General features: G+C 70.2%; 22 protein-coding genes. 15 read left to right on the top strand and 7 right to left on the bottom strand.

From position 1 onward, the window contains the following. Positions 1-477 precede the first annotated feature (477 nt). Both ABZU25_RS31565 and prfH read left to right on the top strand, forming a co-directional pair. Entirely contained in the window at positions 478-1665 is a 1188-nt protein-coding gene (locus ABZU25_RS31565; protein ID WP_355032995.1) for an RNA ligase RtcB family protein, read from the top strand. Next, positions 1662-2297 (top strand): peptide chain release factor H, encoded by a 636-nt coding sequence (gene prfH, locus ABZU25_RS31560; RefSeq protein WP_355032994.1) that lies wholly within the window; start codon positions 1662-1664, stop codon positions 2295-2297. Before ABZU25_RS31565 ends, prfH begins: the two co-directional genes overlap by 4 nt. 9 nt (positions 2298-2306) lie before the next feature. Here the strand turns inward: prfH and ABZU25_RS31555 are convergent, their stop codons facing one another. Then, positions 2307-3182: an alpha/beta hydrolase gene (locus ABZU25_RS31555; RefSeq protein ID WP_355032993.1), complete on the bottom strand. Its 876-nt coding sequence runs from the start codon at positions 3180-3182 to the stop codon at positions 2307-2309. 214 nt (positions 3183-3396) lie between these two features. On the opposite strand from ABZU25_RS31555, the gene ABZU25_RS31550 reads away from it, so the two are divergent. The 3 genes from ABZU25_RS31550 (at position 3397) to ABZU25_RS31540 (ending at position 6326) form a co-directional block, all read left to right on the top strand. Next, positions 3397-4227, top strand: a complete 831-nt coding sequence (locus ABZU25_RS31550; RefSeq protein WP_355032992.1) for a PIG-L family deacetylase — start codon at positions 3397-3399, stop codon at positions 4225-4227. Positions 4228-4566: 339 nt separating this feature from the next. Beyond that, positions 4567-5760, top strand: coding sequence for an endo-1,4-beta-xylanase (locus ABZU25_RS31545; protein WP_355032991.1), 1194 nt, complete (start codon positions 4567-4569; stop codon positions 5758-5760). Positions 5761-5984: 224 nt separating this feature from the next. Continuing rightward, the gene (locus ABZU25_RS31540) at positions 5985-6326 is read left to right on the top strand and encodes a metalloregulator ArsR/SmtB family transcription factor (protein WP_355033004.1); all 342 of its coding nucleotides are present in this window, start codon (positions 5985-5987) and stop codon (positions 6324-6326) included. Between the two features lie 4 nt (positions 6327-6330). On the opposite strand, the gene argS is transcribed toward ABZU25_RS31540, so the two are convergent. Continuing rightward, a complete protein-coding gene (gene argS / locus ABZU25_RS31535) occupies positions 6331-8049 on the bottom strand; it encodes an arginine--tRNA ligase (protein WP_355032990.1) in 1719 nt (572 codons plus the stop codon). Positions 8050-8399: 350 nt separating this feature from the next. On the opposite strand from argS, the gene ABZU25_RS31530 reads away from it, so the two are divergent. Together ABZU25_RS31530 and ABZU25_RS31525 are read left to right on the top strand one after the other, a co-directional pair. Further along, positions 8400-9164 (top strand): hypothetical protein, encoded by a 765-nt coding sequence (locus ABZU25_RS31530; RefSeq protein ID WP_355032989.1) that lies wholly within the window; start codon positions 8400-8402, stop codon positions 9162-9164. Positions 9165-9311: 147 nt separating this feature from the next. Then, positions 9312-9578, top strand: coding sequence for a hypothetical protein (locus ABZU25_RS31525; protein ID WP_355032988.1), 267 nt, complete (start codon positions 9312-9314; stop codon positions 9576-9578). Here ABZU25_RS31525 and ABZU25_RS31520 read toward each other — a convergent pair. Then, positions 9526-10464, bottom strand: a complete 939-nt coding sequence (locus ABZU25_RS31520; RefSeq protein ID WP_355032987.1) for an AraC family transcriptional regulator — start codon at positions 10462-10464, stop codon at positions 9526-9528. The genes ABZU25_RS31525 and ABZU25_RS31520 overlap by 53 nt on opposite strands. 170 nt (positions 10465-10634) lie before the next feature. Here ABZU25_RS31520 and ABZU25_RS31515 point away from each other — a divergent pair, with 170 nt between their 5' ends. Together ABZU25_RS31515 and ABZU25_RS31510 are read left to right on the top strand one after the other, a co-directional pair. After that, a complete protein-coding gene (locus ABZU25_RS31515) occupies positions 10635-11699 on the top strand; it encodes a saccharopine dehydrogenase NADP-binding domain-containing protein (protein ID WP_355032986.1) in 1065 nt (354 codons plus the stop codon). Positions 11700-12665: 966 nt separating this feature from the next. Then, positions 12666-13088: a DUF6223 family protein gene (locus ABZU25_RS31510; RefSeq protein WP_355032985.1), complete on the top strand. Its 423-nt coding sequence runs from the start codon at positions 12666-12668 to the stop codon at positions 13086-13088. A gap of 8 nt (positions 13089-13096) precedes the next feature. Here the strand turns inward: ABZU25_RS31510 and ABZU25_RS31505 are convergent, their stop codons facing one another. From ABZU25_RS31505 to ABZU25_RS31490, 4 genes are all read right to left on the bottom strand, one after another. Next, entirely contained in the window at positions 13097-13759 is a 663-nt protein-coding gene (locus ABZU25_RS31505) for a response regulator transcription factor (RefSeq protein WP_355032984.1), read from the bottom strand. Further along, complete coding sequence (locus ABZU25_RS31500; protein ID WP_355032983.1) at positions 13756-14901, bottom strand: sensor histidine kinase; 1146 nt, start codon at positions 14899-14901, stop codon at positions 13756-13758. The genes ABZU25_RS31505 and ABZU25_RS31500 overlap by 4 nt, the downstream gene beginning before the upstream one ends. Before the next feature lie 92 nt (positions 14902-14993). Continuing rightward, positions 14994-16979 (bottom strand): ABC transporter ATP-binding protein, encoded by a 1986-nt coding sequence (locus ABZU25_RS31495; protein ID WP_355032982.1) that lies wholly within the window; start codon positions 16977-16979, stop codon positions 14994-14996. Positions 16980-17160: 181 nt separating this feature from the next. Next, a complete protein-coding gene (locus ABZU25_RS31490) occupies positions 17161-17652 on the bottom strand; it encodes a MarR family winged helix-turn-helix transcriptional regulator (protein ID WP_355032981.1) in 492 nt (163 codons plus the stop codon). A gap of 107 nt (positions 17653-17759) precedes the next feature. Between ABZU25_RS31490 and ABZU25_RS31485 the strand changes: the two genes are divergently transcribed. From ABZU25_RS31485 to sodN, 6 genes are all read left to right on the top strand, one after another. Then, positions 17760-18809: an LLM class flavin-dependent oxidoreductase gene (locus ABZU25_RS31485; RefSeq protein ID WP_355032980.1), complete on the top strand. Its 1050-nt coding sequence runs from the start codon at positions 17760-17762 to the stop codon at positions 18807-18809. After that, positions 18802-19830, top strand: a complete 1029-nt coding sequence (locus ABZU25_RS31480) for an LLM class flavin-dependent oxidoreductase (protein WP_355032979.1) — start codon at positions 18802-18804, stop codon at positions 19828-19830. Before ABZU25_RS31485 ends, ABZU25_RS31480 begins: the two co-directional genes overlap by 8 nt. 27 nt (positions 19831-19857) lie before the next feature. Next, the gene (locus ABZU25_RS31475) at positions 19858-20574 is read left to right on the top strand and encodes an NAD(P)-binding domain-containing protein (RefSeq protein WP_355032978.1); all 717 of its coding nucleotides are present in this window, start codon (positions 19858-19860) and stop codon (positions 20572-20574) included. 151 nt (positions 20575-20725) lie between these two features. Continuing rightward, a complete protein-coding gene (locus tag ABZU25_RS31470; RefSeq protein ID WP_355032977.1) occupies positions 20726-21175 on the top strand; it encodes a hypothetical protein in 450 nt (149 codons plus the stop codon). 63 nt (positions 21176-21238) lie between these two features. Continuing rightward, entirely contained in the window at positions 21239-22033 is a 795-nt protein-coding gene (locus tag ABZU25_RS31465; RefSeq protein ID WP_355032976.1) for an inositol monophosphatase family protein, read from the top strand. 309 nt (positions 22034-22342) lie between these two features. Continuing rightward, complete coding sequence (gene sodN, locus ABZU25_RS31460; RefSeq protein ID WP_355032975.1) at positions 22343-22747, top strand: superoxide dismutase, Ni; 405 nt, start codon at positions 22343-22345, stop codon at positions 22745-22747. Positions 22748-22970 lie beyond the last annotated feature (223 nt).

The following is a 22970-nucleotide window of genomic DNA, read 5'->3' as shown; positions in this document are numbered from 1 at the left end:
GGCCGGCCGGTGACCTGCCGGCCGGGCACCTCCAGCACTGACCATGCACACCAACCGTCGGCCCACTACCCGCTGGGAGTGGGCCGACGGTTGGTGTGCCATGTCAACGGGTCCGGGCGCCGCCGGGGCCCGGGTCAGTCGGTCAGACCCAGCCTCCGCATGGCGACCGGCACCTCGACCCACCCTGGCAGCCACAGCAGGTAGTCCACCGGATACCACGGCAATCCGAGGCGCTCGACCAACCGCGCGGCGAGAGTGGGCTCGCCAGCGCCCTGGACCCCGTAGGGCAGGATGCGGCGCGGCGTGCCACCGCGGCGGCGTCCGTCGCGACGGAAAATCGTTTGCCGCAGGCGACGGGCTGCACGAGAGTGACGGCCATGACGTACTGACGGAACCACCCCCGCATCCGCCCCCGGTGACACCTCCCGGAGGGCGTGGCGTCGTCCGTTCCTGCGTCTGCGTGAGAAGTGAGCCTCCTTGCACCAGCACCACTCCCCTCGGGAGTCCCTGCCCCCGTCCGCCCCGGCCACCGTCACGGTGTTCGCCTCACCCGCGAGCTGGATCGAGTCCGCCGCGCTCGCCCAGTGCCGGCAGGTTGCCGCCCTCGACGGCATGATCCACGTTGCGGCGATGCCGGACCTGCACCCCGGCAAGGGCGCGCCCATCGGCGCGGCCATGGCGTCGACTGTGCTGTACCCGTTCCTGGTGGGCTCCGACATCGGTTGCGGCATCGCCGTGTTCCCCATCAAGCTCAAGCGGGCCGTGCCGGAGCGCCTCGCCGCCCGGTTCCCCAACCTCGACCGCGCGATGGACCCGGACCAGGACGCCGGCGACCCGGCCTGGGCGGTCGTCAACTGTGACGTCCCAGCCGGTCACCTGGACGGTCTCGGGACGGTCGGGCGTGGCAACCACTTCGTCGAGCTGGCGCGCGTCGACACCATCCTCGACGCGCACCACGCGAGTCGTCTCGGGCTCGACGCCGGCGATCTCGTGCTCATCGTGCACACCGGTTCCCGTGGTCTGGGCGAGCGGATCCTGCGGGCGCACACCGAGGTGCACGGCGCCGGCGCCGCACCCGATCCCGCCGCCTACCTGACGATGCACGACGACGCCGTGCGCTGGGGTTCGCTCAACCGACGGGTGCTGGCGGCCCGGGTCGCGTACGCGTTGGGGGCAGAGCCCACCGCACCGATCGTCGATCAGTGCCACAACCTGGTCGAGGTCCGGGACGGGGTCTACCTGCACCGCAAGGGCGCGGCGCCGGGCGACGGCTGCGACGTCCTCGTCGCCGGCACCCGGGGCACGGCCTCCTACCTGGTCGCCGCCCACGCCGGGCCGGAGGCCAACCATTCGGTGGCGCACGGCGCCGGCCGCAAGATGTCGCGCGCCGACGCCCTGCGGCGGGGCCGGGCCAAGCACACGGTCGAGGAGCTACGCCGTACGCCAGTGGGCTCGCTTGTGGTGTGCGGCGACCGCCAACTGCTCTTCGAGGAGGCGCCCACGGCGTACAAGCGCATCGAGCAGGTGATCGCCGATCTCGTCGAGCACCGGTTGGCCACCCCGGTGGTCAGCACGACTCCCCTTGTCACCTACAAGACGCCCGATCTCGGGTCCACCTCCCGAACGCAGCGGCGGGGCCACCGCGACGGACGGGGCCGGTCGTGAGCGTGCTCCTGCTCGTGTCCGCCGGTCGTGGTCCGCGGGAGTGCGCCTGGGCACTGGCCCAGCTACTGCGTCGGCTGACCGAAGCTGGCACCCGCCGGGGTCTGACGATCGAACAGGTCCAGGTGGTGCCCGGTGATCAGCCCGGCACCTACCGCTCGGTGCTCATTCAGATCACCGGTACGGACGCCGACGCGTTCGCGGCCTCGTGGACCGGAACGCTGTGCTGGCAGGCCCCGAGTCCGTACCGGGCGAGCACGGGCCGAAAGAACTGGTATGTCACAGCGCAGCCGCCGTCACCCGACGCGACGCCGACGCCGTTCGCCGAGGCGGACGTCGACATCGTCGGCTGCCGTACCGGCGGTCCGGGTGGTCAGCACCGCAACAAGGCCAGCACGGCGGTCCGAGCGACACACCGTCCTTCGGGCCTCGTCGTCGTGGTGGACGAGGAACGGCAGTTCAGCCTGAACCGCCGGGTCGCCCTGGAACTGCTGCGGCAACGCGTCGAGCAGGGCGACGAGGCGGCCCGGCGTGCCGTCACCACCGCCCGGTGGCGGGTCCACGACGACCTCGTCCGGGGCGACCCGGTGCGGGTGGAACGTCCGGAGCCCCAGCGACCGGGCCGCCGCCGGTAGCGGCCCGGGTCAGACGTCCAGCACCGCGTCCGCGAACGCCTGAGGCGCCTCCTGGGGCAGGTTGTGCCCGACACCGCCGCCGACGGTCCGGTGTTCGTACCGCCCGGCGAACTGCTTGCCGTAGACGGCGGGTTCCAGGTGCGGCGCGCCGTTGGCATCCCCTTCCAGCGAGATGCTGGGCACCGTGATCTTCGGTTTCGCGGCCAGTCGCTTCTCCACCTCGTCGTACTGCGACTCGCCGGGGGCGAGGGCCAGCCGCCACCGGTAGTTGTGGATCACGATGTCCACGTGGTCGGGGTTGTCGAACGCGGTCGCGCTGCGGTTGAAAGTGGCCTCGTCGAACGACCACTTCGGGGACGCGGTCTGCCAGATCAGCCTGGCGAAGTCGCGCCGGTTCCGGTCGTACCCGTCCCGGCCGCGTTCGGTGGCGAAGTAGTACTGGTACCACCAGGCCAGTTCCGCCTTCGGGGGCAGCGGCACCCGGCCCGATGCCTGGCCGTCGATCAGGTAGCCGCTCACCGACACCAGCCCTCGGCAGCGCTCGGGCCACAGGGCGGCCACGACGTCTGCCGTACGCGCACCCCAGTCGAATCCGGCCAGCTTCGCGGTGTCGATCTTCAGGGCGTCCATGAGTGCGATGAGGTCGAGTCCCATGGCTGCCGGTTCGCCGTTGCGCATGGTGTCGTCGGAGAGGAACCGGGTCGTGCCGTAGCCCCGCAGGTACGGCACGACGACCCGGTGGCCGGCGTCGGTGAGCAGCGGCACGACGTCGACGAAGCTGTGGATGTCGTACGGCCAGCCGTGCAGGAGGATCACGGCGGGACCGTCGGACGGACCAGCGTCGACGTACCCGATGTTCAGGACCCCGGCGTCGACCTGTCGCACGTCCCCGAACGATGCCCCCATGCCGGCCCTCGCCATTGAACCTCTCCTCGCGTCCCAGCCTGTCGGATGTGCTGGCCACGCCTCAATGTAGGAAACCGCCGGGTGGGCGATCGGGGTTTGCCGGTGATCGGCCCCGGCCCGATCCGGACTGGCTAGGATCCACGTTGCGTCGCCCTGCGCGACTCCGACTGGGGAACGACCGTAGGGTGATGACATGGCTGAGCGACCTCTGACCCTGATGGCGGTGCACGCCCATCCCGACGACGAGGCGACGAGCACCGGCGGCGTCCTTGCCCGCTATGCCGCGGAGGGGATCACGACGGTGCTGGTGACCTGCACCGACGGGCGGTGCGGTGACGGCCCGGGTGGGGTCAAGCCGGGCGACCCGAAGCACGACCCGGCCGCTGTCGTGGCCATGCGCCAGGCCGAGCTGGAGGCCAGCTGCGCGGTGTTGAAGGTCAGCCACCTGGAGACCCTCGGTTACGCCGACTCCGGGATGATGGGCTGGCCGACCAACGACCAGCCCGGCGCGTTCTGGACGACGCCGGTGGCGGAGGCGGCGGACCGCCTCGCCGAGCTGATCCGGCAGTACCAGCCGGACGTGATCGTCACGTACGACGAGAACGGCTTCTACGGCCACCCGGACCACATCCAGGCGCACCGGATCACCATGGCCGCCGTGGAGCAGACGGATACCCCGGCGAAGGTGTACTGGACCACGGTCCCCCGCACCGCGTTCGAGCAGTTCGGCCAGATCATGCGGGACCTCGGCGTCGAGTGGGACGCACCGGACCCGGCGGCGGAGCCGATGCCGCAACTCGGCCTGCCCGATGACGAGATCAGCACCTGGGTGGACACGAGCAGCTTCGGGGCGCAGAAGTTCGACGCCCTGGCCACCCACGCCAGTCAGACCGAGAACATCTTCTTCCTGCAACTGGGCCGGGAGCGGTTCACCGAGCTGATGGGGGTGGAGACCTTCGTTCGGGTCCGTGACCGCACCGGCGCGCCGACTCCCGAAGACGATCTCTTCGCCGGCCTGCGCTGACCGCAGAGGTCAGCTCCCGTAGCGACGCCAGGCATCGTCGGCCACCCGGTCGACGATGTCGGCAGGGTGGCAGCAGCAGGCCGCCGGCCTCCGGAAGTTTCGCGGGCATCTCCAGCGAGCCCCCGCTGGTCATATGACGAATTTCCGGAAGTTTTCAGCGTTGACGCCGGACATTGACGGCCTTAACGTTTCGAGCAGGTTTCCGGTCGTCGGCCGGAACTACCGGCCCCCTGCCCCGAGCCGGGGCGCTCGATCGCGAACCCCGCTCCCATCCGCCAACACCGGACCCGCACCTTCTTGATCGATATTCGTCGATCAAGGGTCTGGAAAGGAAGGCACATGAAGCTGAGACAGTGGACGACCGTCGGCGTGGTCGCCGTCGCGACCGTCGCGGCGCTGAACACGGTGCCCGCCACCGCGAGTCGGCCGTACGACCCCACGGCGCAGAGCCTCGGCGCCCTCGGCCTGCGCCACGGCCTCCAGGTCGGCACCGCGGTCAACATGGATGCCCTCAACGACGCCGGTGACCCGCAGTACCGCGCGCTGGCCTCCTCGGAGTTCACCTCGGTCACCGCCGAGAACGTGATGAAGTGGGAGGTCCTGGAGCCCACCCGCGGCACCTACAACTGGGCGGCGGCCGACCAGTTCGTCGATTTCGCCAAGCGCAACCGGCAGAGCGTACGCGGCCACGTGCTGGTCTGGCACAACCAACTGCCCGGCTGGCTGACCAGCGGTGTCGCCGACGGCTCCATCAGCAAGCAGGAGCTGCGCGAGCTGCTGCGCAAGCACATCACCACCGTCGCCAACCGGTACAAGGGCAAGATCTGGCAGTGGGACGTGGTCAACGAGGCGGTCAGCGACCCGTGGGACACCCCGTCGACCCTGCACTACAAGGGCTTCTGGGCAGAGAACCTCGGGCCCGGCTACATCGCCGACGCGTTCCGCTGGGCGCGGGCGGCCGACCCCAAGGCCCTGCTGTTCTACAACGACTACAACATCGAGGCGTTCGGCTCCGGCAACCCGGCGGACGACAAGACCCAGTTCGTCTACGACATGACCAAGGGCCTACGGGCCCAGGGTGTGCCGATCGACGGCGTCGGCTCCCAGGGCCACCTGGGCACCCAGTACGGCAACTTCGACACCCTCCAGGTGACCGCCGCGCTGAAGAAGTTCAGTGGGCTCGGCGTCGCCACCGCGTTCACCGAGGTCGACGTCCGCAGTCAGATGACCGCAGGCGTCCAGGCCGGCAACGCGGAGGAGATCAACCCCCGGTTGCAGGCCTCGGCGGCCAACTTCAGTGTGCTGATGAAGGCGTGCCTCGCCGTACGCAGCTGCCTGTCGTACACGGTCTGGGGTTTCAGCGACAAGCACTCCTGGGTGCCGGGCTGGTTCGACGACCCGCCGGAGGGCCTGGCCACGATCTACGACGAGAACTACCAGCCCAAGCGGGCGTACCAGGAGCTGAAGTCGGATCTGATCATCGCTGGACCGCCGTACGTCCTACCGCGCAGCACACCCCGACCCCGCCGCTGACCCTCGGTCGCGGCTGACTCGACGGCATGTCCGTCGGCGTACGGCCGTGTGGGGCGCGGCGGAGCCCCACACGGCCGGTACGTCACCACGGTCGTCGACGTTCGACTCACGTTCAGCCGTTTCGCGTCGCCGTACGGACGCCATTGGAGTATTGATGCCGGTTCTACCTGCGTATTGATGGTGTTGGTGTAACCATAGTGGGCGTGGGAACTGCGAAAACTGCCATGCCTGCGATCTCGCCGCTCACCGGCGATCCAATCAAGCGGGCCGATGCCGAACGGCTCGCGGGGGTGCTGAAGGCCTTCGCCGATCCAGCGCGACTGCGCCTGCTCAGCCTGATCCAGTCCGCGCCGGAAGGTGAGGCGTCCGTCAGTGACCTCACCGGGGCGCTCAACCTGTCCCAGCCGACGGTGAGTCATCACCTGCGGATCCTCACCGAGGCTGGCCTACTCGAACGCGACAAGCGGGGGGTGTGGGCCTACTACCGCCTGGTGCCCTCGGCGATCGCCCAGATCGCCGACCTGTTGACGCCGCCCCGGAAGCGGGCGACGAAGAAGGTCCGCTGACGCCTCACATTCGCTCCGGGGTTCGGATGCCGAGCAGGTGCAGCCCCTGCCGCAGCGTCCGGGCCGTCAGCTCGGCGAGCAGCAGGCGGCTCTCCCGCAGCTCGTCTGGGGCCCGCAGCACTGGGCAGCGCTCGTAGAACGCGTTGAACGCGGTGGCGAGCCGGTGCAGGTAACCGGCGAGGTGATGAAACTCAAGGCTCCGCTCCACCTCGCCGACCACCGCGGCGAAGCCGAGCAGCTCGACCGCGAGCGCCCGCTCCGCCGGCAGCGTGAGCACGACGGGCGTGTCCGGCCGCGCGGTTGTCTCGGCGCGCCGGAACACCGACTGGATCCGGGCGTGCACATACTGGAGGTACGGCGCGGTGTTGCCGTCCAGGGCGAGCATCCGCTCCCAGTCCAGGACATAGTCCTTGGTCCGATCAGTTGACAGGTCGGCGTACTTGACCGCGCCGATCCCCACCGCGCGACCGATCTCGGCGGCAGCGTCGGCATCCAGCTCGGGGTTCCTCCGCCGGGCCAGGTCCGTGGCTCGGGTTACCGCCTCCTCCAGCAGCCCGACCAGCTTCACCGACTCGCCAGCCCGGCTGCGCAGCATCCGCCCGTCGCCGCCGAGGATCGACCCGAAACCCAGATGCTCGGCCCGGGCCGGCGGAGACAGCCAACCGGCCGCCCGGGCGACCGCGAACACCATGGCGAAGTGCTGCCGCTGCGGTAGCCCGACGACGTACAACAGCCGGCTCGCTCCCAGCTCACCGACACGCTGCCGCAGCGCGGCCAGATCGGTGGCCGGATAGCCGTACCCCCCGTCGCTCTTGCGGACGATGAGCGGCATCGGCTCGCCGTCCCGGCCGCTGAACCCGACCGGGAAGACACAGTCGGCCCCACCGCTGGACACCAGCATGCCCAGCCGGCCCAGGTCGTCGACGACCCCCGCGAGCAGATCGTTGTAGGCGCTCTCGCCCCGAAAGTCGCCCTCGGACAACGTCACGTCGAGCAGGTCGTAGACGGTCAGGAAGTACCGCTCGGACTGCGCCACCAACAGCTGCCACAACCGCAGCGTCCGCTCGTCGCCGCCCTGCAACGCGACCACCCGCAGCCGCGAGCGTTCCCGGAACGTCTCGTCTGCGTCGAACTTCACCCGCGCCGCCCGATAGAAGCCGTCCAGGTCACCCATCGACAACTCGTGCGCCGCACCGGCCTCGCCGAGGTCGGCCAGGTGCTCGATCAGCATGCCGAACGGTGTCCCCCAGTCACCCAGGTGGTTGACCCGCACCACCCGGTGCCCCAGCCAGTCCAGCAGCCGCACTGCCGCGTCGCCGATGACAGTGGAGCGAAGATGCCCGACGTGCATCTCCTTCGCCACGTTTGGAGCCGAATAGTCGACCACCACGGTCTGCGGGGCAGCCGTCACCGGCACGCCGAGACGGGCGTCGCCGGCCAGCCCGGAGACCATGTCGGCAAGTGCCACGTCGGCGAGGGTGAGGTTGAGGAAACCCGGCCCGGAGACCACCGCCGACACGCAGACGTCGTCGAGTACCGCGTGTTCGAGCACCTCGGCGGCAATGTCGCGCGGCGGACGGCCGAGCCGCCGGGCCAGCGCGAGCGCCGCGTCGGATTGGAAATCCGCCCGCGGAGAGCGCCGCACGAGCGGATCAACAGGTCCGCCGGCCACCGCGGAGAACGCCGGTGCCAGCCGGTCGGACAACAACCTTTCAAGATCCATGAGTACGCCGATCTCACTCGGACCCGCGCTGTCAGGCGGGCCTCTGACGACAGGAGATGCGGGCGGACCGAGGACGACCAGCGCACGACCGGCGGCTCGATCCGCCGGTCGCAGGAAACAGGTCAGCGCAGGCGGGCGACGGGTCGCCGGCGTCGCCGCGCACCGACCTGGACGTCATCCGACGCTCCGGTGCACTGGGCGATCACGCTGGTCATGCGGGCAGCTTAGCGGGCCGGCGGGTGTGTCGACATCCCGATTACCACAGCGCGGGTGAGCGTCCGGCGGCCACGAATCCTCGTTTGGGACGGTACGCCACCGGGAACTGCCCCCGACATCGACGAAGGGTGATCATGAGCCGACACACATCGCTACCGCCCGCCCGTACGCGACGCGCGCTCGCGCTGATTCCGTTGCTGGGCACCATGACACTTGCCGCCGCCTGCACCACCACCGCGGACCCGCCCGACCCGACCCCGTCGAGTGGGGCGCCGACATCCGCGGCGGCAGCGGTGGACCCGACAGGTCAGCCCTCGCCGAGCGTGAGCGGCCCGGTGACCATCCCGACGTCAGCGTTCGTCGAGTTGCCGCCCGAGCTGCGGAAGTCTCCGCGTCGAACGGTGCCGGTCGAGGAGGCCCTGCCGAAGCTCTGCGGTAACGAGTTCGGCACCGGGGGCCGCCAGGTCACCGCCGCCGCGGCGATGACAGTCACCTACAAGGGGCCCGACGACGGTCCCTCCTACACGCCCCAGGGGATGGTCCACCAGACCATCTTCACCTTCGCCGGCACCGGTGCCACTGACTACGTGGCCCGGCTGCGCACCGACCTGGAGGCGTGTCCCTCCTACCAGCAGTCCGGGAACCGGGCGACCGTCAAGACCGAGGCTCTGCCCGGCGTCGGCGACGAGGCGCTGCTGCTGACCCGGACGTGGCCCAACACGAACCCGAACGGAGAACACACGGGCGGCAACGGGTCCAGCCAGATCGCGGTGGCCCGCGTCGACACCGTGGTGACGGTGTTCAACGACCAGGGGTGGGAGGGCTCCAGCGGCAATCCCGCGGTTGTGGACCGGGTCATACGTGACGGCGTACGCGCCATCGACGCCTGGCAGGGGTAGTCCCACCACAACCGGCACCGGCGCGGGGGCTCGACCCTCAGGTCTTTCGGCGCGTCCCGCATCGGGACTCGTTCGATCGTCTCGATGCCCGCGCCGAAGACCTGCGCCGGACCGACGGGTAGCTCCCCCGGTGCGATGATGCGGCCCGTGACCGCCTCGCCCTCCGACCCCCTCGACCTGCGCGGCGTACGACGTGCCTACGACACCGTCGCCGAGGACTACGCCACCTGCCTGCCTGACACCCGCGCCGAAGCCCCACTCGACCTCGCCATGGTCGACGCGTTCGCCGAGGCGGTGACGGCGGGCGGCGACACCCGCGTCCTCGACGCCGGGTGCGGCCCGGGGCGGATGAGCAGGTACCTCACCGGGCGGATCTGCGGAATCCGCCGGGAGCCGACCCGTGTTCCCGTTTGAACGCGTGGGCGAAGGCGAACTCTGAGGTGTAGCCCACCTTCCTGGCCACTGTGGCCAACGGTGCGTCACCGTCGCGCAGTAGCCGGGCTGCGAGTGTCATCCGCCACCAGGTCAGGTACGTCTGCGGCGGCTGACCGACCAGCGCGGCGAACCGTCGGGCGAAGGCCGCGCGGGACAGCCCGGCCTGGGAAGCTAGTTCCCCGACGGTCCATGGCTGGCCAGGGGCGCTGTGGATGGCCCGAAGCCCAGCGGCGACGGCGGGATCGCGCACCGCTGCTGCCCAGCCGGTAGCGACACCGTGGGCGGGTTGTTCGTCGAACCAGGCGCGCAGGATGTGCAGCAGCAGCACGTCCAGCAGGGCGGGCAGCATGGCGTCGCCGCCCGGCCGTGGCTGCTCCAGTTCACCGCCGAGCAGGTCAACGGCGGCGCGGAGCTCCGGGTGGTGGCCGACCCGGGCCGGGAGATGGATGACCTCCGGCAGGTCGCCGAGCAGCGGATGTGCCCGGGACCGGTCCAGCAGGTACGCGCCGCAGAGCATGACCGTCGCAGCGGCCGAACCGTCCGGGTGCTGGTCGGCTGGTACCCCGTCGTCGTCTTGGCCGGGTGGAATCTCGGCCAGTGACGCGGCGGCGTCCACCAGCGGGGTCGACAGGCTGTCGGCTAGGCCGTGGGCGGACCCGTGGGGCAGAAATGCCACATCCCCCACGCCGAGGGCGATCGGTGCGCCGTCTGGTGGGAACAGCCAGCACGATCCCTGCAAGACGATGTGGAAGCCGGCTCCCGCGACCGGCGGGTTCCGCGTACCGAACGGCGCCGGCCAGTGCACCCGGCCGGAGTGCGGTTGGCCGGTGCGCATGGCGGTGACCGCGTCGGAGAGCACGTCCATTCAGCCAGCGTATATCCACGATCCGATGCGAAGACGGTCGCGCATGCGACGGAGATGCTCACGTATTGGACGTCTCGCCATGCCGCCATACGGTGAGTCACGGGCGAGTTGGTCAGCCGGCTCGCACGACATCACTCATCATCACTCATTGCTCAAACCAGGAGATCCACGTGAAGATTGCCGTCTACGGCGCAAGCGGCTACCAGGGAAAGCTCGTCCTCGCGGAGCTGGCCCACCGTGACATCGACATGCTGCTCGTCGGCCGCAACGCCGCACGCCTGCGCGAGGCCGCGACGACTGTGGGAACAGTCGACGCCGGGCAGCGGGTAGCCGACACCGACGACCACGACCGCCTGGTGGCAGCCTTCCGCGGATGTGACGCGGTCATCAACTGCGCCGGACCGTTCACCAGCTCCGGCTCCGCCGTGGTCCGAGCGGCCATCGCCGCCGGCTGCCACTACGTCGACACCGCAGGCGAGCAGCTCTACACCAAAGCGGTCTTCGACACCTTCGCCGGCGAGGCGGAACGCGCCGGGGTCACCGTCGTCCCCGCCACGAACGACGGCTGCGTCCCCGGGGACCTCATCGCGCACCTGCTCGCCGAGCGCCTCCAGCCAATCGAGGAGATCGCCGTCAGCCACTTCATCGTCGGCGGGGGTGGGTTCTCCCGCGGCTCGCTCCGCTCGGCCGTCGAGACGATCGACGCGATCAAGGCGGGCGGCCTCAGCTACGACAACGGTGACTGGCGTACCGGCGTCCCCGCCCGGCACGCCACGGTCGCCCTGCCCGACGCCCCGCAACCGACCGACGTGGTGAAATGCCCCTTGTCAGAGGTGGTCACCATCCCCCGCCACATAGAGGTCCGGCACGTCGAGAGCCTCGTCGACGCCGCGGTCGGCGCCCAGCTGGGCGTCCCGCTCGCTCCACAGCTCATCGACAGCCTGCCCGAAGGACCCACCGAGGAGGACCGCCGTACCCAACGGTTCACCTACCTCATCGACGCCGTCAGCCGCGACGGCCAATCAGCCCGCGGGATCGTACGGGGCCACGACACCTACGGCATCACCGCCGTGATCGCCGTCGAAGCCGCCCGCCGACTGGTCACCGACGGCGCCAAACCAGGCGTGCTCGCTCCGGCACAGGCATACGACCCCACCAGCTTCCTCACCTTCCTCGCCCCACACGGAATCAGCTGGACCATCACCGTGTCCAACACTCCAACCCCCCAACAATGACACCCGGGTGCGCACGGCCTTCACGCTGGGCCGTAGGTTTCCGCAGTTGGCGCACGGTTGCGGTGCGGCCAGGGCGTCGTCGACGATCTTCCGTTCTCGGCCACAGTCGGCGCAGGGTGCGTGATGGGTGGCTGCCCAGCAACGTTGGCACCGTGCCGAGCCGTCTTCGGTCCGGGCGATGACCGGCCGGAGCCGGACGCAACCATCGCAGACCCCGGGAGGCCGCTGCTTGCCGGAACATCCCGAACATAGCTAGCCATCACCGATCGGCTTGTGCGGGTAGCGGAGTTGCCCACAGCCGATGCAGGTGATCCGGCCGCGAGATCTTCGTCGAGCTCGCCGGGCTGTGGGCCACCTGGCCCGAGGTGGCACGCAGATGACCGAGCGGGAGTTGCCCCGGGCAGGCGCGCGTCTTCGCCGAGGCGGCTCGGGTCCTTCGGCCCGCGGGCCACCTGCTCGTCGGCTTCCAGGCCGGCGAAGGTACGCGGGACCTGTCCGGCCCCTACCGCCGCCGCTTCGGCCGCGAGATCCACCTGACACGGCACCGATACACGGCAGACCAGGTCGCCGCCGCGATCGGGGCCGCCGGCCTGCGGGAGGAGTGCCGCCTGGTGCGGCGGGCCGGGAGCACAGAGCGGGACGACCAGGCGTTCCTCCTCGCCACGGCCCGGCACGTCAGCGGTTGACGGCCACGGGCCGCCCGAGGTCGACGTTCCCCGCCGGGGCGTTCGCACCGACGGCGCACCCACGCGGTCCCGTTCCCCGATCGGAGAGCTGTCCGGCGACCGGTAGACCGGAGGTGCCGGGTGTACGTCGGCTGCCGGGAGAGACGACTGCGACGGTACGGCGTCCCGGACGCGTACCTCCTGGGTTGTGGGCCGATCGGCAACTCCGGCATGACGACCCGGGTGCGCTGCGCTACCTACGCTGCCACCGGTAGCCGTCACACCGTCGAAGGGATCCGTGATGTCCGTCCGTCTTCTGCTTGTCGCCGCCGTAGCCGCTCCGCCCGCCGGGATCGAGTTGGCCGCCCACGCCTCGGTCCAGCCGACCGCCGCCACGGTTCTCGCAATGAGCTCCGGACGACTCGGCGCGAGCGTGGGCGTCCTGTTGGGGCTCGTGGGCGTGGTCATCGGTGGACTGGCCCTGGCCCGCCCCACCAGTCGGGTCGGCACCGGCTCCGGGCTCGGCGGGGCCGTCCTCGCCCTGGCGGCGGGGCTGGTCGCGGTGGCGCTCGGTGGGCTGGTGGTGGCCACCTCCGACGGAGGCGTCGGTACGGGTAACGGGCTCGGCGGGGCCTTCGTGGCCCTGGCGGTCGGGCTGGTCGGTGTGGTCCTCGGTGGACTGGCTCTGGTCCGGGCCCGCCGCAGTGCCCGGCTGGCCGCCTGAGGTCGTGCTCAGGAGCGGGTGAGCCAACCGGGAACGGCCAGACCGCACTCGTAGGCGAGGATCACCAGTTGGGCGCGGTCCCGCACCTGGGTCTTGGTCATGATCCGGCTGACATGCGTCTTGGCGGTGGCGGGGCTGAGCACTAACCGCGCGGCGATCTCGTCGTTCGACAGGCCCGCGGCGACCAGTGCGAGCACTTCGCGCTCGCGGGTGGTGAGCACGCTCAGTCGCGGCCCGGGGTCCGGATGCGCGGCCCGAGCGCTGAACTCGGCGATCAACCGGCGGGTGATCGACGGCGCGATCAGCGCGTCGCCACGAGCGACCACCCGCACGCCGTGGATCAGCTCCGCCGGCTCGGTGTCCTTGACCAGGAAGCCGCTCGCGCCGGCCCGGAGCGCACCGTAGACATAGTCGTCCAGGTCGAACGTGGTCAGGATGATCACCCGGGCCGCGCAGGTCGCGACGATCTGCCGGGTGGCGGCGAGGCCATCCAGTACGGGCATCCGGATGTCCATGAGGACGACCTCCGGACGCAGCTGCCCGGCGAGCCGCACCGCCTCGGCGCCGTCGGCGGCCTCGCCGACCACTTCGATGCCATCCTCGCCGTCCAGAATGGATCGGAAGCCGGCCCGAACCAGAGTCTGGTCGTCGGCGAGCAGCAGCCGGATCACGCCGGCTTCCCCGCCGTCGTCGAAACGGGCCGCAGCGGCAGGCGGGCGCGGACCCGGAAGCCGCCGTCCGGCTGCGCGCCAGCGGTCAGTGAACCGCCGAGCGCGCCAGCTCGCTCACGCATGCCGATGATCCCGCTGCCCGGCGCGCCGGGTGTGGCGGTGCCGTCGTCCTCCACCTCCACCAGCACGTCGTCACGGTCGGGTCGCACCCGAACCACAGCGGCGGTGGCGCCGGCGTGCCGGGCCACGTTGGTGAGCGCCTCCTGGACGATCCGGTACACCGCCAGGTCGACCTCCGGGGGCAGCGACCTGATCTCGGCAAGTTCGGTGCTGATCGTCAGTTCGGGCCGTCCGGCCGTCCGGATCAGATCGCCAAGTCGATCGAGACCGGGGCCGGGCCCGGTCGGCGCCTCGCCCTCCCGCCGCAGGACGCCGAGTGTCGTCCGCAACTCCCGCAACGTGTCCTTGCTTGTCTGTTTGATCGCGGTGAGCGCCTGCTCGGAGCGGGCCGGGTCCGGCCGGTGCAGAGCGGCGCTGGCCTGCACATTGATCAGCGAGAGGTGGTGGCCGAGGGCATCGTGCAACTCGCGGGCGATGCGCAACCGCTCCTCCGTGGCCCGCCGCCGGGCCTCCTCCTCCATCCGCTGCTCGGCGACAACCGCGCGGGCCTGCGCTTCGGCGAGGTAGGCCCGGCGGTTGCGGGTCACACCGACGATCACCGCGACGAGCCAACCGGCGTGCAGCAGCGTCGCCCCGTTCATGGTGTCCGGGGATCGGTTGTCGCTGTCCGCGACGGCGAAGGCGATCACCGAGGCGAGACCGAGACCGATGGCGATCCAGAGATATCCCTCGTCGACAACGGTGTAGAGCGCCACGACGAAGACCAGCATGATCGGGCCGGGCGTGTGCAGCAACGCCCCGTACGCGCCGACAGCGGCCAGCGCCACCACACCCACCGGCACCGGATGGCGGCGGCGTACGCACAGCGCGGCGGAGGAAGCGAGCACCACCGGCAGTGCCGTCCACTCGGCGGCGGTGTCGATGCCGCGCGACTGCACCACCAGGCCGACGAGGGCGACCAGCCCGACGGCGAGCACCACTGCGACATTCGCCGTCCGGCCACGCCATCGCGCCCCTGACATACGCCGAAGCCTAGCCTCCGGCGGGCAGGCGGACGAACGCCCGAACCGTCGGACGTTGCCGGTGGACGTACCCCTCGTCCTGGCGTTGCTCCTCAGCGAGAGGAGGTGGTGTCCTGGTGCGGAAGTGGCGGGCGCTCGGTCAGGTTGGCGTCGTAGCCGGCGGCTTGGAGAGCGAACAGCTCGGCGTACCGACCGCCGGTGGCGACGAGATCGTCGTGGGTGCCGGCCTCGACCAGCCGGCCGTGGTGCAGGACGAAGATCCGGTCGGCGTGGCGGACGTTCGCGAGCCGGTGCGTGATGAGGATGGTGGTGGCTCGGCCTCGGCGGTCGCGGATGGCCTGGAACAGGGCATCCTCGGCCCGGGGGTCGAGGGCGGAGGAGGGCTCATCCATGATCAGCAGTTCGGCGTCGCGCAGGAACCCGCGGGCCGCGGTGATGCGTTGCCACTGCCCACCGGAGAGGTCCTGGCCTCTGGCGAAGGTCCGGTCGAGCAGCGTCTCGTACCCGTGCGGAAGCTCGTTGATCATGTCGTGGGCGACCGCGCGGGCGGCGGCGGCCTCGATGAGGTCCTGCCGGGCCTCGGTGTCGACGTCGCCGATGGCGATGTTCGTCGCCGCTGTGAACGGCCACTTGTGGTATTCCTGCGTCACCACCGCGATCCGGGCCCGCAGCCCGGCGACGTCCCAGTCCGCCAACGGTCGGCCGTTCCATTCGATGCCGCCCTCGGAGGGCGCCCGGAGGCCGGCGATCATCGCGGCGAGGGTCGTCTTGCCCGAGCCGTTCTCCCCGACGAACGCGACAGTCTGGCCGGCGGTGATCCGCAACGTGACGCCGTCGACGGCCGGGTTGTCCCGGTCGGGATAGCGCAGGCTGACCTCGCTGACTGTCAACTCCCGCAGCCGTTCCGGACTGGCGGCGGCCGAAGGTCGCGTGGCGTCCGGCAGGTAGGCGCCGGCACGGGTCATGAAGCCGGTGTAGTCGCCGAAGTGCTGACCCTCGGTGTAGACGTGATCGACCTGGAAGGTGGCGATGGCCAGGGACCGCTGCGCGGACTGGACCGCGATGACACAGGTCGCCGCGGCGGCGAGCGGGATCTGCCCGTCCAGGAGCAGCAGGCCGAGCAGGGCGTAGACGGTGCCGGTGGCGAGGCCGCCGATGATCGCCCCGACCGTGGTGGTCGTGGTGACCCGACGGGCCAGGGCGAGTTGGATGTCGGTCTCCACCTGCATCACCCGGTCGTACTGATCGAGGAGGAATCCGCGCAGCCCGTACGAACGCAACTCCGGTGCCGAGGCCCGTTCGGCCATCAGCTTGTGCAGCAGCCACAGTCGACGTCTGCGCACCGATCCGGCGGTGTACGTCTGGTACCGCAGGTGCCCGGCCCGCAACGACGCCCACGCGTTGGGCACAGTGGCCACCAGCAGGGCCAACAGCAGCAGCGGGTGGATGATGACGACGGCCGCCGCCACGGCGAGCAGCCCGGCCAGCCCGGCCAGCAGGTTCATCGACGCCTGCACCAGCCCGATCGTCGACTCGGTGCCCCGCGAGGCGCGTTCCATGTCATCGGCGAACGCGTCGGCGTCGAACGCCTCCAGCCGTACCGCCGTGGACACCTCGAACAGACCCCGCTCCACCTCGCGGCTCACCCGCGGCGTCAACCCGTTCTGCGCGTACCCCGTGGCGATGCCCATCCCCGCGCGCAGCGCGACCGCCGCCGCCAGCACGGCCAGGGCGGGCATCGCCGCCCGCACCTTGTCCGCGGTCGGCCCGCCGGCGAACAACTCCACAAGCACCCGCTGCGTGGCCAGCAGCCCGAAGGCCGCCATCACCCCCGCGCCGACCGTCGCCGCGGCCACCACGCCGGTACGGAGTCGGTCCGCGCGCCAACTGATGCCCAGGGCTGTCCGTACGAGCCTGGGCAGCTCAGCGAAGACGGCGAAGACACCGGCCTCGGCTCGCGCCCGTACCCCCGTCTCCCACCACATCTCCCGCAGCTCCGGCAACACCGACTCCGTGCTCGCGGGGCCGGGGCGGCCTGGTCGGGTGCGGTGGGCCTCTGCGGCGGCGGTCTCGATCATGGTCGTACCTCCCGGGGCGGGCGCAGCCGTCGCCGTCTCAGCCAGGGCAGGCGGATTGGCGGGTTCCTGGAGGATTGGACCACCCGGACATAGCCCTTCGCAATTGCCTGATCACTCCCAGTCATGGATGGAGGTGGATCACCGACACCACTGTGCTCGGACAGCTCGCCAGATGACGTGATCACCCCTCGCCCGGCGCGTCGAGGCGCGCGCGCAGTGCTGCCGCGATCTCGCCCGCCGCGACGATCTGCTCCGGCGTGAGGGCGTCGACGAAGAGTTCACGAATGGCGCGCAGGTGGGGAAATGTCGCGTTGCCGAACGCCTCGACTCCGGCCGCGGTGAGCAGCACCTCCGCCCCCCGGGGGACTGTCGCGCACTCCTGGCGGCGGATGAGGCCGCGCCGCTCCATCCGCCCCAGGTGGTGGGAGAGCCGGCTCCGCTCCCAGCCGATGTGCGCGGCGAGCGCCGACGAGCGCATCGCCTGGTCCGGCGCCTCGCTGAGCGCGAGCAGTACGGCGTAGTCCCCGGTCGAGAGGGCGGAGTCACTCTGGAGGCGGGACTCGAGCCGGGAACTCAGCGCCGCCGTCGTCTCGATGAAGTCCCGCCAGATCCGCAGCTCCTCCGCCGTCGGCAGTTTGCGTCCTCCCCGCCGGGCAGGTGTGGTCTCCGTCATGTCATTCTCCCGGGAATTGACGTGTCAATCGCCAAGTTAGCATCATTGACACGTCAACCGGTAGGTCCGTTCCCGCGGGTCACCGACGGGGAGCCGAGGAGGACACGATGACAGCTACAGGTTTCGAACTGGGGCTCAACTCGTTCGGGGAGGTGGCCACCGACGGCGACCGGGTCCTGAGCGACGCCGAGACCGTACGGCTCCTCGTGGACGAGGCACGACTCGCCGAGTCGGTCGGACTCGACGTCTTCAGCCTCGGTGAGCACTACCGGGAGGGCCACAACGACTCGGCGACACCGGTGTTGCTCGCGGCAGCCGCGACGGCGACCGAGCGGATTCGCCTCGGCACCTCGGTCACCGTGCTCAGCACGAACGACCCGGTACGCCTCTACCACGAGTTCGCCACCCTCGACGCCGTGTCCAACGGCCGCGCCCAGCTGGTCCTCGGACGCGCGTCGGCGACCGAGTCGTTTCCGCTGTTCGGCTACGACCTGGCCGACTACGAGCGGTTGTTCGAGGAGAAGCTGGACCTCTTCCTACGGCTACAGCGCGACGAAACGGTCACCTGGTCCGGAACGGTACGAAGCCCGCTCACCGAGCAGCGCCTGCACCCACGGATGCGGCCCGGCGGCATCCCGACCTGGATCGGCGTCGGAGGCAGCCCGAACTCGGTGGTCCGCGCCGCCCGACACGGCCTCCCGCTCATGCTGGCGATCATCGGTGGGCGACCCCAGCGGTTCGCCGGCCACGTCGACCTCTACACAAAAGCGCTCGACCAGTTCGGGCATACCCCGCAGCCAATCGGGCAGCACTCACTCGGCCTTGTCGCCGACACCGACGAGGAGGCGGTGGAGACGTGGTGGCGATACTGGCAGCCGGTCGCGGCGGCGCTCGCCGCGGAACGCGGCTTCTACAAACCGGACCGCGCGCGCTACGAGGCGGAAATCGACAGCGGAGCGCTCTTCGTCGGGTCGCCCGAGACGGTGGCGCAGAAGATCGCCGCGGTCGCCCGCGACCTGCGGCTGAACCGCTTCGACCTGAAGTACGACATCATGCACCTGCCCCGCGAGGCACGCGCGCGCACCATCCAACTGCTGGGCAGTGAGGTCGCGCCGCGGGTCCGGGAGCTGCTGGCGAAGGAGCCCACCCATGTCTGATCTCTTGTTCGGCCTCGACACCTTCGGCGACGTACCGGAGGACGACGCCGGCAAGCTCGTCTCCCACGCCGCGGCGATCCGCCAGGTCGTCGACGAGGCGGTGCTCGCCGACCAGCTCGGCGTCGACGTCATCGCGTTGGGCGAGCACCACCGGCCGGAGTACTCGGTGTCGACGCCGGAGACGGTGCTGGCGGGCATCGCCACCCGTACCTCGCGGATCCGGCTGGCCTCCGGGGTGACAGTGCTGAGTTCGGACGACCCGGTCCGGGTGTTCCAGCGTTTTGCCACTGTGGACGCGCTGTCGCACGGCCGGGCCGAGGTCATCCTCGGTCGCGGCTCGTTCACCGAGTCGTTCCCCCTCTTCGGCTACGACCTGCGCGACTACGACACGCTGTTCGAGGAGAAGATCGAGCTGTTCGTCAAGCTGCTCGACGAGAAGCCGGTCACCTGGAGCGGCACCCTGCGTGCCCCGCTGGAAAACGCCGACGTCTTTCCCAAGACGGAATCCGGGCACCTGAGCACCTGGGTCGGTGTGGGTGGCTCACCGCAGTCGGTCGTCCGCACCGCCCAGTACGGGCTCCCACTCATGCTCGCCATCATCGGCGGTGCCCCCGAGCGCTTCGCGCCGTACCTGGACCTCTACCGCAGGGCGGCCGAGCAGCTCGGTACGACGGCACACCCGGTCGGCATGCACTCGCCGGGCTTCGTCGCCGACACCGACGAGGAGGCCAAGGAGATCTACTGGCCGCACTACCGGATCATGCGGGACCGGATCGGCAAACTGCGGGGCTGGCCACCGATCCGTCGCCAGGAGTTCGACTCCGAGGTGGAGAACGGCTCCCTCTACATCGGTTCAGCGGAGACGGTGGCCCGCCGGATGGCCCGCGCGATCCGCAGCCTCGGTGTCGGCCGGTTCGACCTCATCTACTCGGCCGGGGCGCAACCGGCGAGCGCCCGGATGCGCGCCGTGGAACTGTACGGCTCCAAGGTGATCCCCATGGTCCGCGAGTTGCTGGCCTGATCAGCACGTCAGATTCGAAAGGACGACATGAACGAGTACGACCGGAGCCGGCCGCAGACCCTCGGTGTCCTCGGGGCCGGCAAGGTGGGCACAGTGCTCGCCCGGCTCGCCGTCGCCGCCGGATACCGGGTGCTGGTCGCCGGCTCCGGCGACCCGGCGAAGATCGCTCTCACCGTCGAGGTCCTCGCTCCGGGGGCGGCGGCCATTACTGCGGTCGACGCGGTGGCCGCGGCCGACATCGTCATCCTCGCCCTGCCGCTGGGGAAATACCGCAGTGTTCCCGCCGAGGCACTGCGCGGCAAGCTCGTCGTCGACGCGATGAACTACTGGTGGGAGATCGACGGCATCCGCGACGACCTCACCGACGCGCGTACCTCGTCGAGCGAGATCGTCAAGGCGTTCCTGTCCGGGTCCCGTGTCGTCAAGGCGTTCAACCACATGGGCTACCACGATCTCGAGGACGGGGCGCGGCCGACCGGGACGTCGGACCGGAAGGCCATCGCGATCGCTGGCGACGACGCCACGGATCTCGCCACGGTCGCGACTCTGGTGGACGCGCTGGGCTTCGATCCGGTCGTCGCCGGCCCTCTGGCCGAAGGCGTACGACTCGAACCAGGCAGCGAGTTGTTCGGTGCCAATGTGAGCGCCGACGAGGTGCGTGCCATGCTCGACCGCTTTCCCGAGTCGGAGCGTGGACGGACCATCGCCTCGGCCCGAGCCTCGGCACCGGACGCGGCAGGCTAGGCCGTCGCACACGACCAACCCCGCCACCCCGGGCGGCCCTCTCGGCGCGGCCGAACCGATCAGGAATCAAGAAGCCCCCGACGAGCCGTCCGGCCTACCCTTTTCCCAGGTCACCGGCATCGTGCCGAGCCTGACGAGAGGGAGCCCGACAATGTCCGCGAACACCACCACGACCACGTCCGACGGTTTCAGCCCCGAGGAGCGGGCCGCGATGAAGGAGCGTGCCACCGAACTGCGCGCCGAGGGCAAGAAGGGCGCCAAGAAGGCCGACGGGTTGGCGGCGCTCCTCGACCGGGTCGCGCAGATGGAACCGGACGATCGGGCGCTCGCCGAACGCGTCCACGTGGCGGTGACCGCCGCCGCCCCCGAGCTGTCGCCGAAGACCTGGTACGGGATGCCCGCCTACGCGAATGCCGACGGCAAGATCGTCGTCTTCTTCCAGGACTCCGGCAAGTTCAACTACCGGTACTCGACACTGGGCTTCCAGGACGCCGCCAACCTCGACGACGGCGACCTGTGGCCGGTGGCGTACGCGCTGCAGAAGTGGAGCCCCGCCGTGGAGAAGAGGGTCATCGAGCTGGTGCGGGCGGCGGTCTCCTGACCGTCGCCCGCCCAGCGCCGGGCGTGTCACCGTCATCGACCGCCGGGCACCTATGGTTCGTGCATGTCGATCACCGATCACGCGCTGGCCATCTCGGCGGCGGAAGCCGGAGCCGCGGTCGTCCGCTCGCAGTACGGCTCGTCGCTTGCACGTTTCATGAAGACCGCTGACGACTTCGCCACCACCGCGGACGTCGAGGCAGAGAAGGCCATCCTCGACGTCCTGCGCGCCGAACGCCCGCACGACGGCGTGCTCGCGGAGGAGAGCGGGCGCACCGGCACCGGCGAGAACGGACGTACGTGGTTGGTCGACCCGTTGTGCGGAACGTTGAACTACGCCGTGCGCAACATGCTGACCTCGGTCAACGTCGCTCTGCGGGCGGAGGCACGGGTCCGCGTGGCCGCCTCGGCGGACCCGTTCACCAGTGAGGTTTTCTGGACCGACGGCATCGCCGCGTATGCCCGGCGTGGTGGCGTCGACGAGCCGCTCACCCCGTCGGCCGAGTCACGACTTGTCGACGTCAATCTCGACCCGCCCTTTCCCCACCGGCACGTCTTCCTGGCCGCCCGGATGCTCGCGGACGAGGGATTCATCGAACAGTTCCGCCCACGCGTCGTCTCCACCACGCTGGCTGTGGCCTGGGTGGCCGCCGGGCGTCGCGCCGGCTACGTGACGGACGGCGAGCACCTGTGCGACAGCGTCCACTTCGCGGCCGGCATCGCCCTCGTTCAGGCGGCCGGTTGTGTGGTCACCGGGATCGACGGCAGGCCGGTTCACCCCGATGGGAAGGGTCTTGTCGTCGCCGCCGACGAGCGGACGCACGCGGCCCTGCTGACTCTCATCCGCCACCAGGCTTGACGGTCCTCGGCCCGCGTGTTCCGACCGGCTGACCTGGGCGGTGTGCCTGCCCACAAACCGGACCCGGCGGTCTACCTGCTGGCGCTGGAGCGGCTCGGATCGCCAGTGGATCAGGTGGTCGCGTTCGAGGACACCGCGCAAGGCATCTCGGCGTCCGCGGGCGAACCGACCCGACAGGCCCTTGACATGAAGCTTGGTTCAGGTTCTAGCGTCCCCATGTCGATCACGTTGCGGCCCGGAAGGCGGACGGGCGGCGAAGCTGTCCGGCCGGACGTTCGTCACCTCCGCACTGCTGTCGGAAGGACTCTGATGCACCTGCCACGCCCACGTCGCCCACGCACCGTCGCGAGCGCACACTGCGATCTCCCCTGCGGCGTCTACGACCCGGCCCAGGCCCGGATCGAAGCCGAGTCGATCAGGGCGATCGCCGAGAAGTACCAGGCCAGCACCGATCCGGAGTTCCGGACTCGGTCGCTGATCATCAAGGAGCAGCGCGCCGAGCTGGTCAAGCACCACCTCTGGGTGCTGTGGACCGACTACTTCAAGGCACCGCACTTCGAGAGGTACCCCGAGCTGCACGGCCTGTTCAACGAGGCCACCAAGCTGGCCGGTGCCAGCGGCGCGAAGGGAACCGCTGATCCGGCTGTCGCGGAGCAGCTGCTCGGGAAGATCGAGGAGATCTCGAAGATCTTCTGGGAGACCAAGCAGGGCTGACCAACCGCCGAGGTGTTCGACCTGTGCTCGACGAGCGGCAGGACGGGGCTGCGGGCGCAGTGCAGCGCGCTCGCCATCCGCTGTGGCTGGCCCACCATGTGATGTGCTGGTGAGCGGTATACCTCTGAGGTATGAATATGACTCAGAGGTATACCGCTCACTACCGCATCCGCCCCCACGGAGGTGACCGACGGTCACCGGTGTGCCGGTACTGCCAGAACGC

The sequence above is a fragment of the Micromonospora sp. NPDC005215 genome, from assembly GCF_040607915.1.
GTDB lineage: Bacteria > Actinomycetota > Actinomycetes > Mycobacteriales > Micromonosporaceae > Micromonospora.
This window is presented reverse-complemented; position numbering and strand designations above follow the sequence as displayed.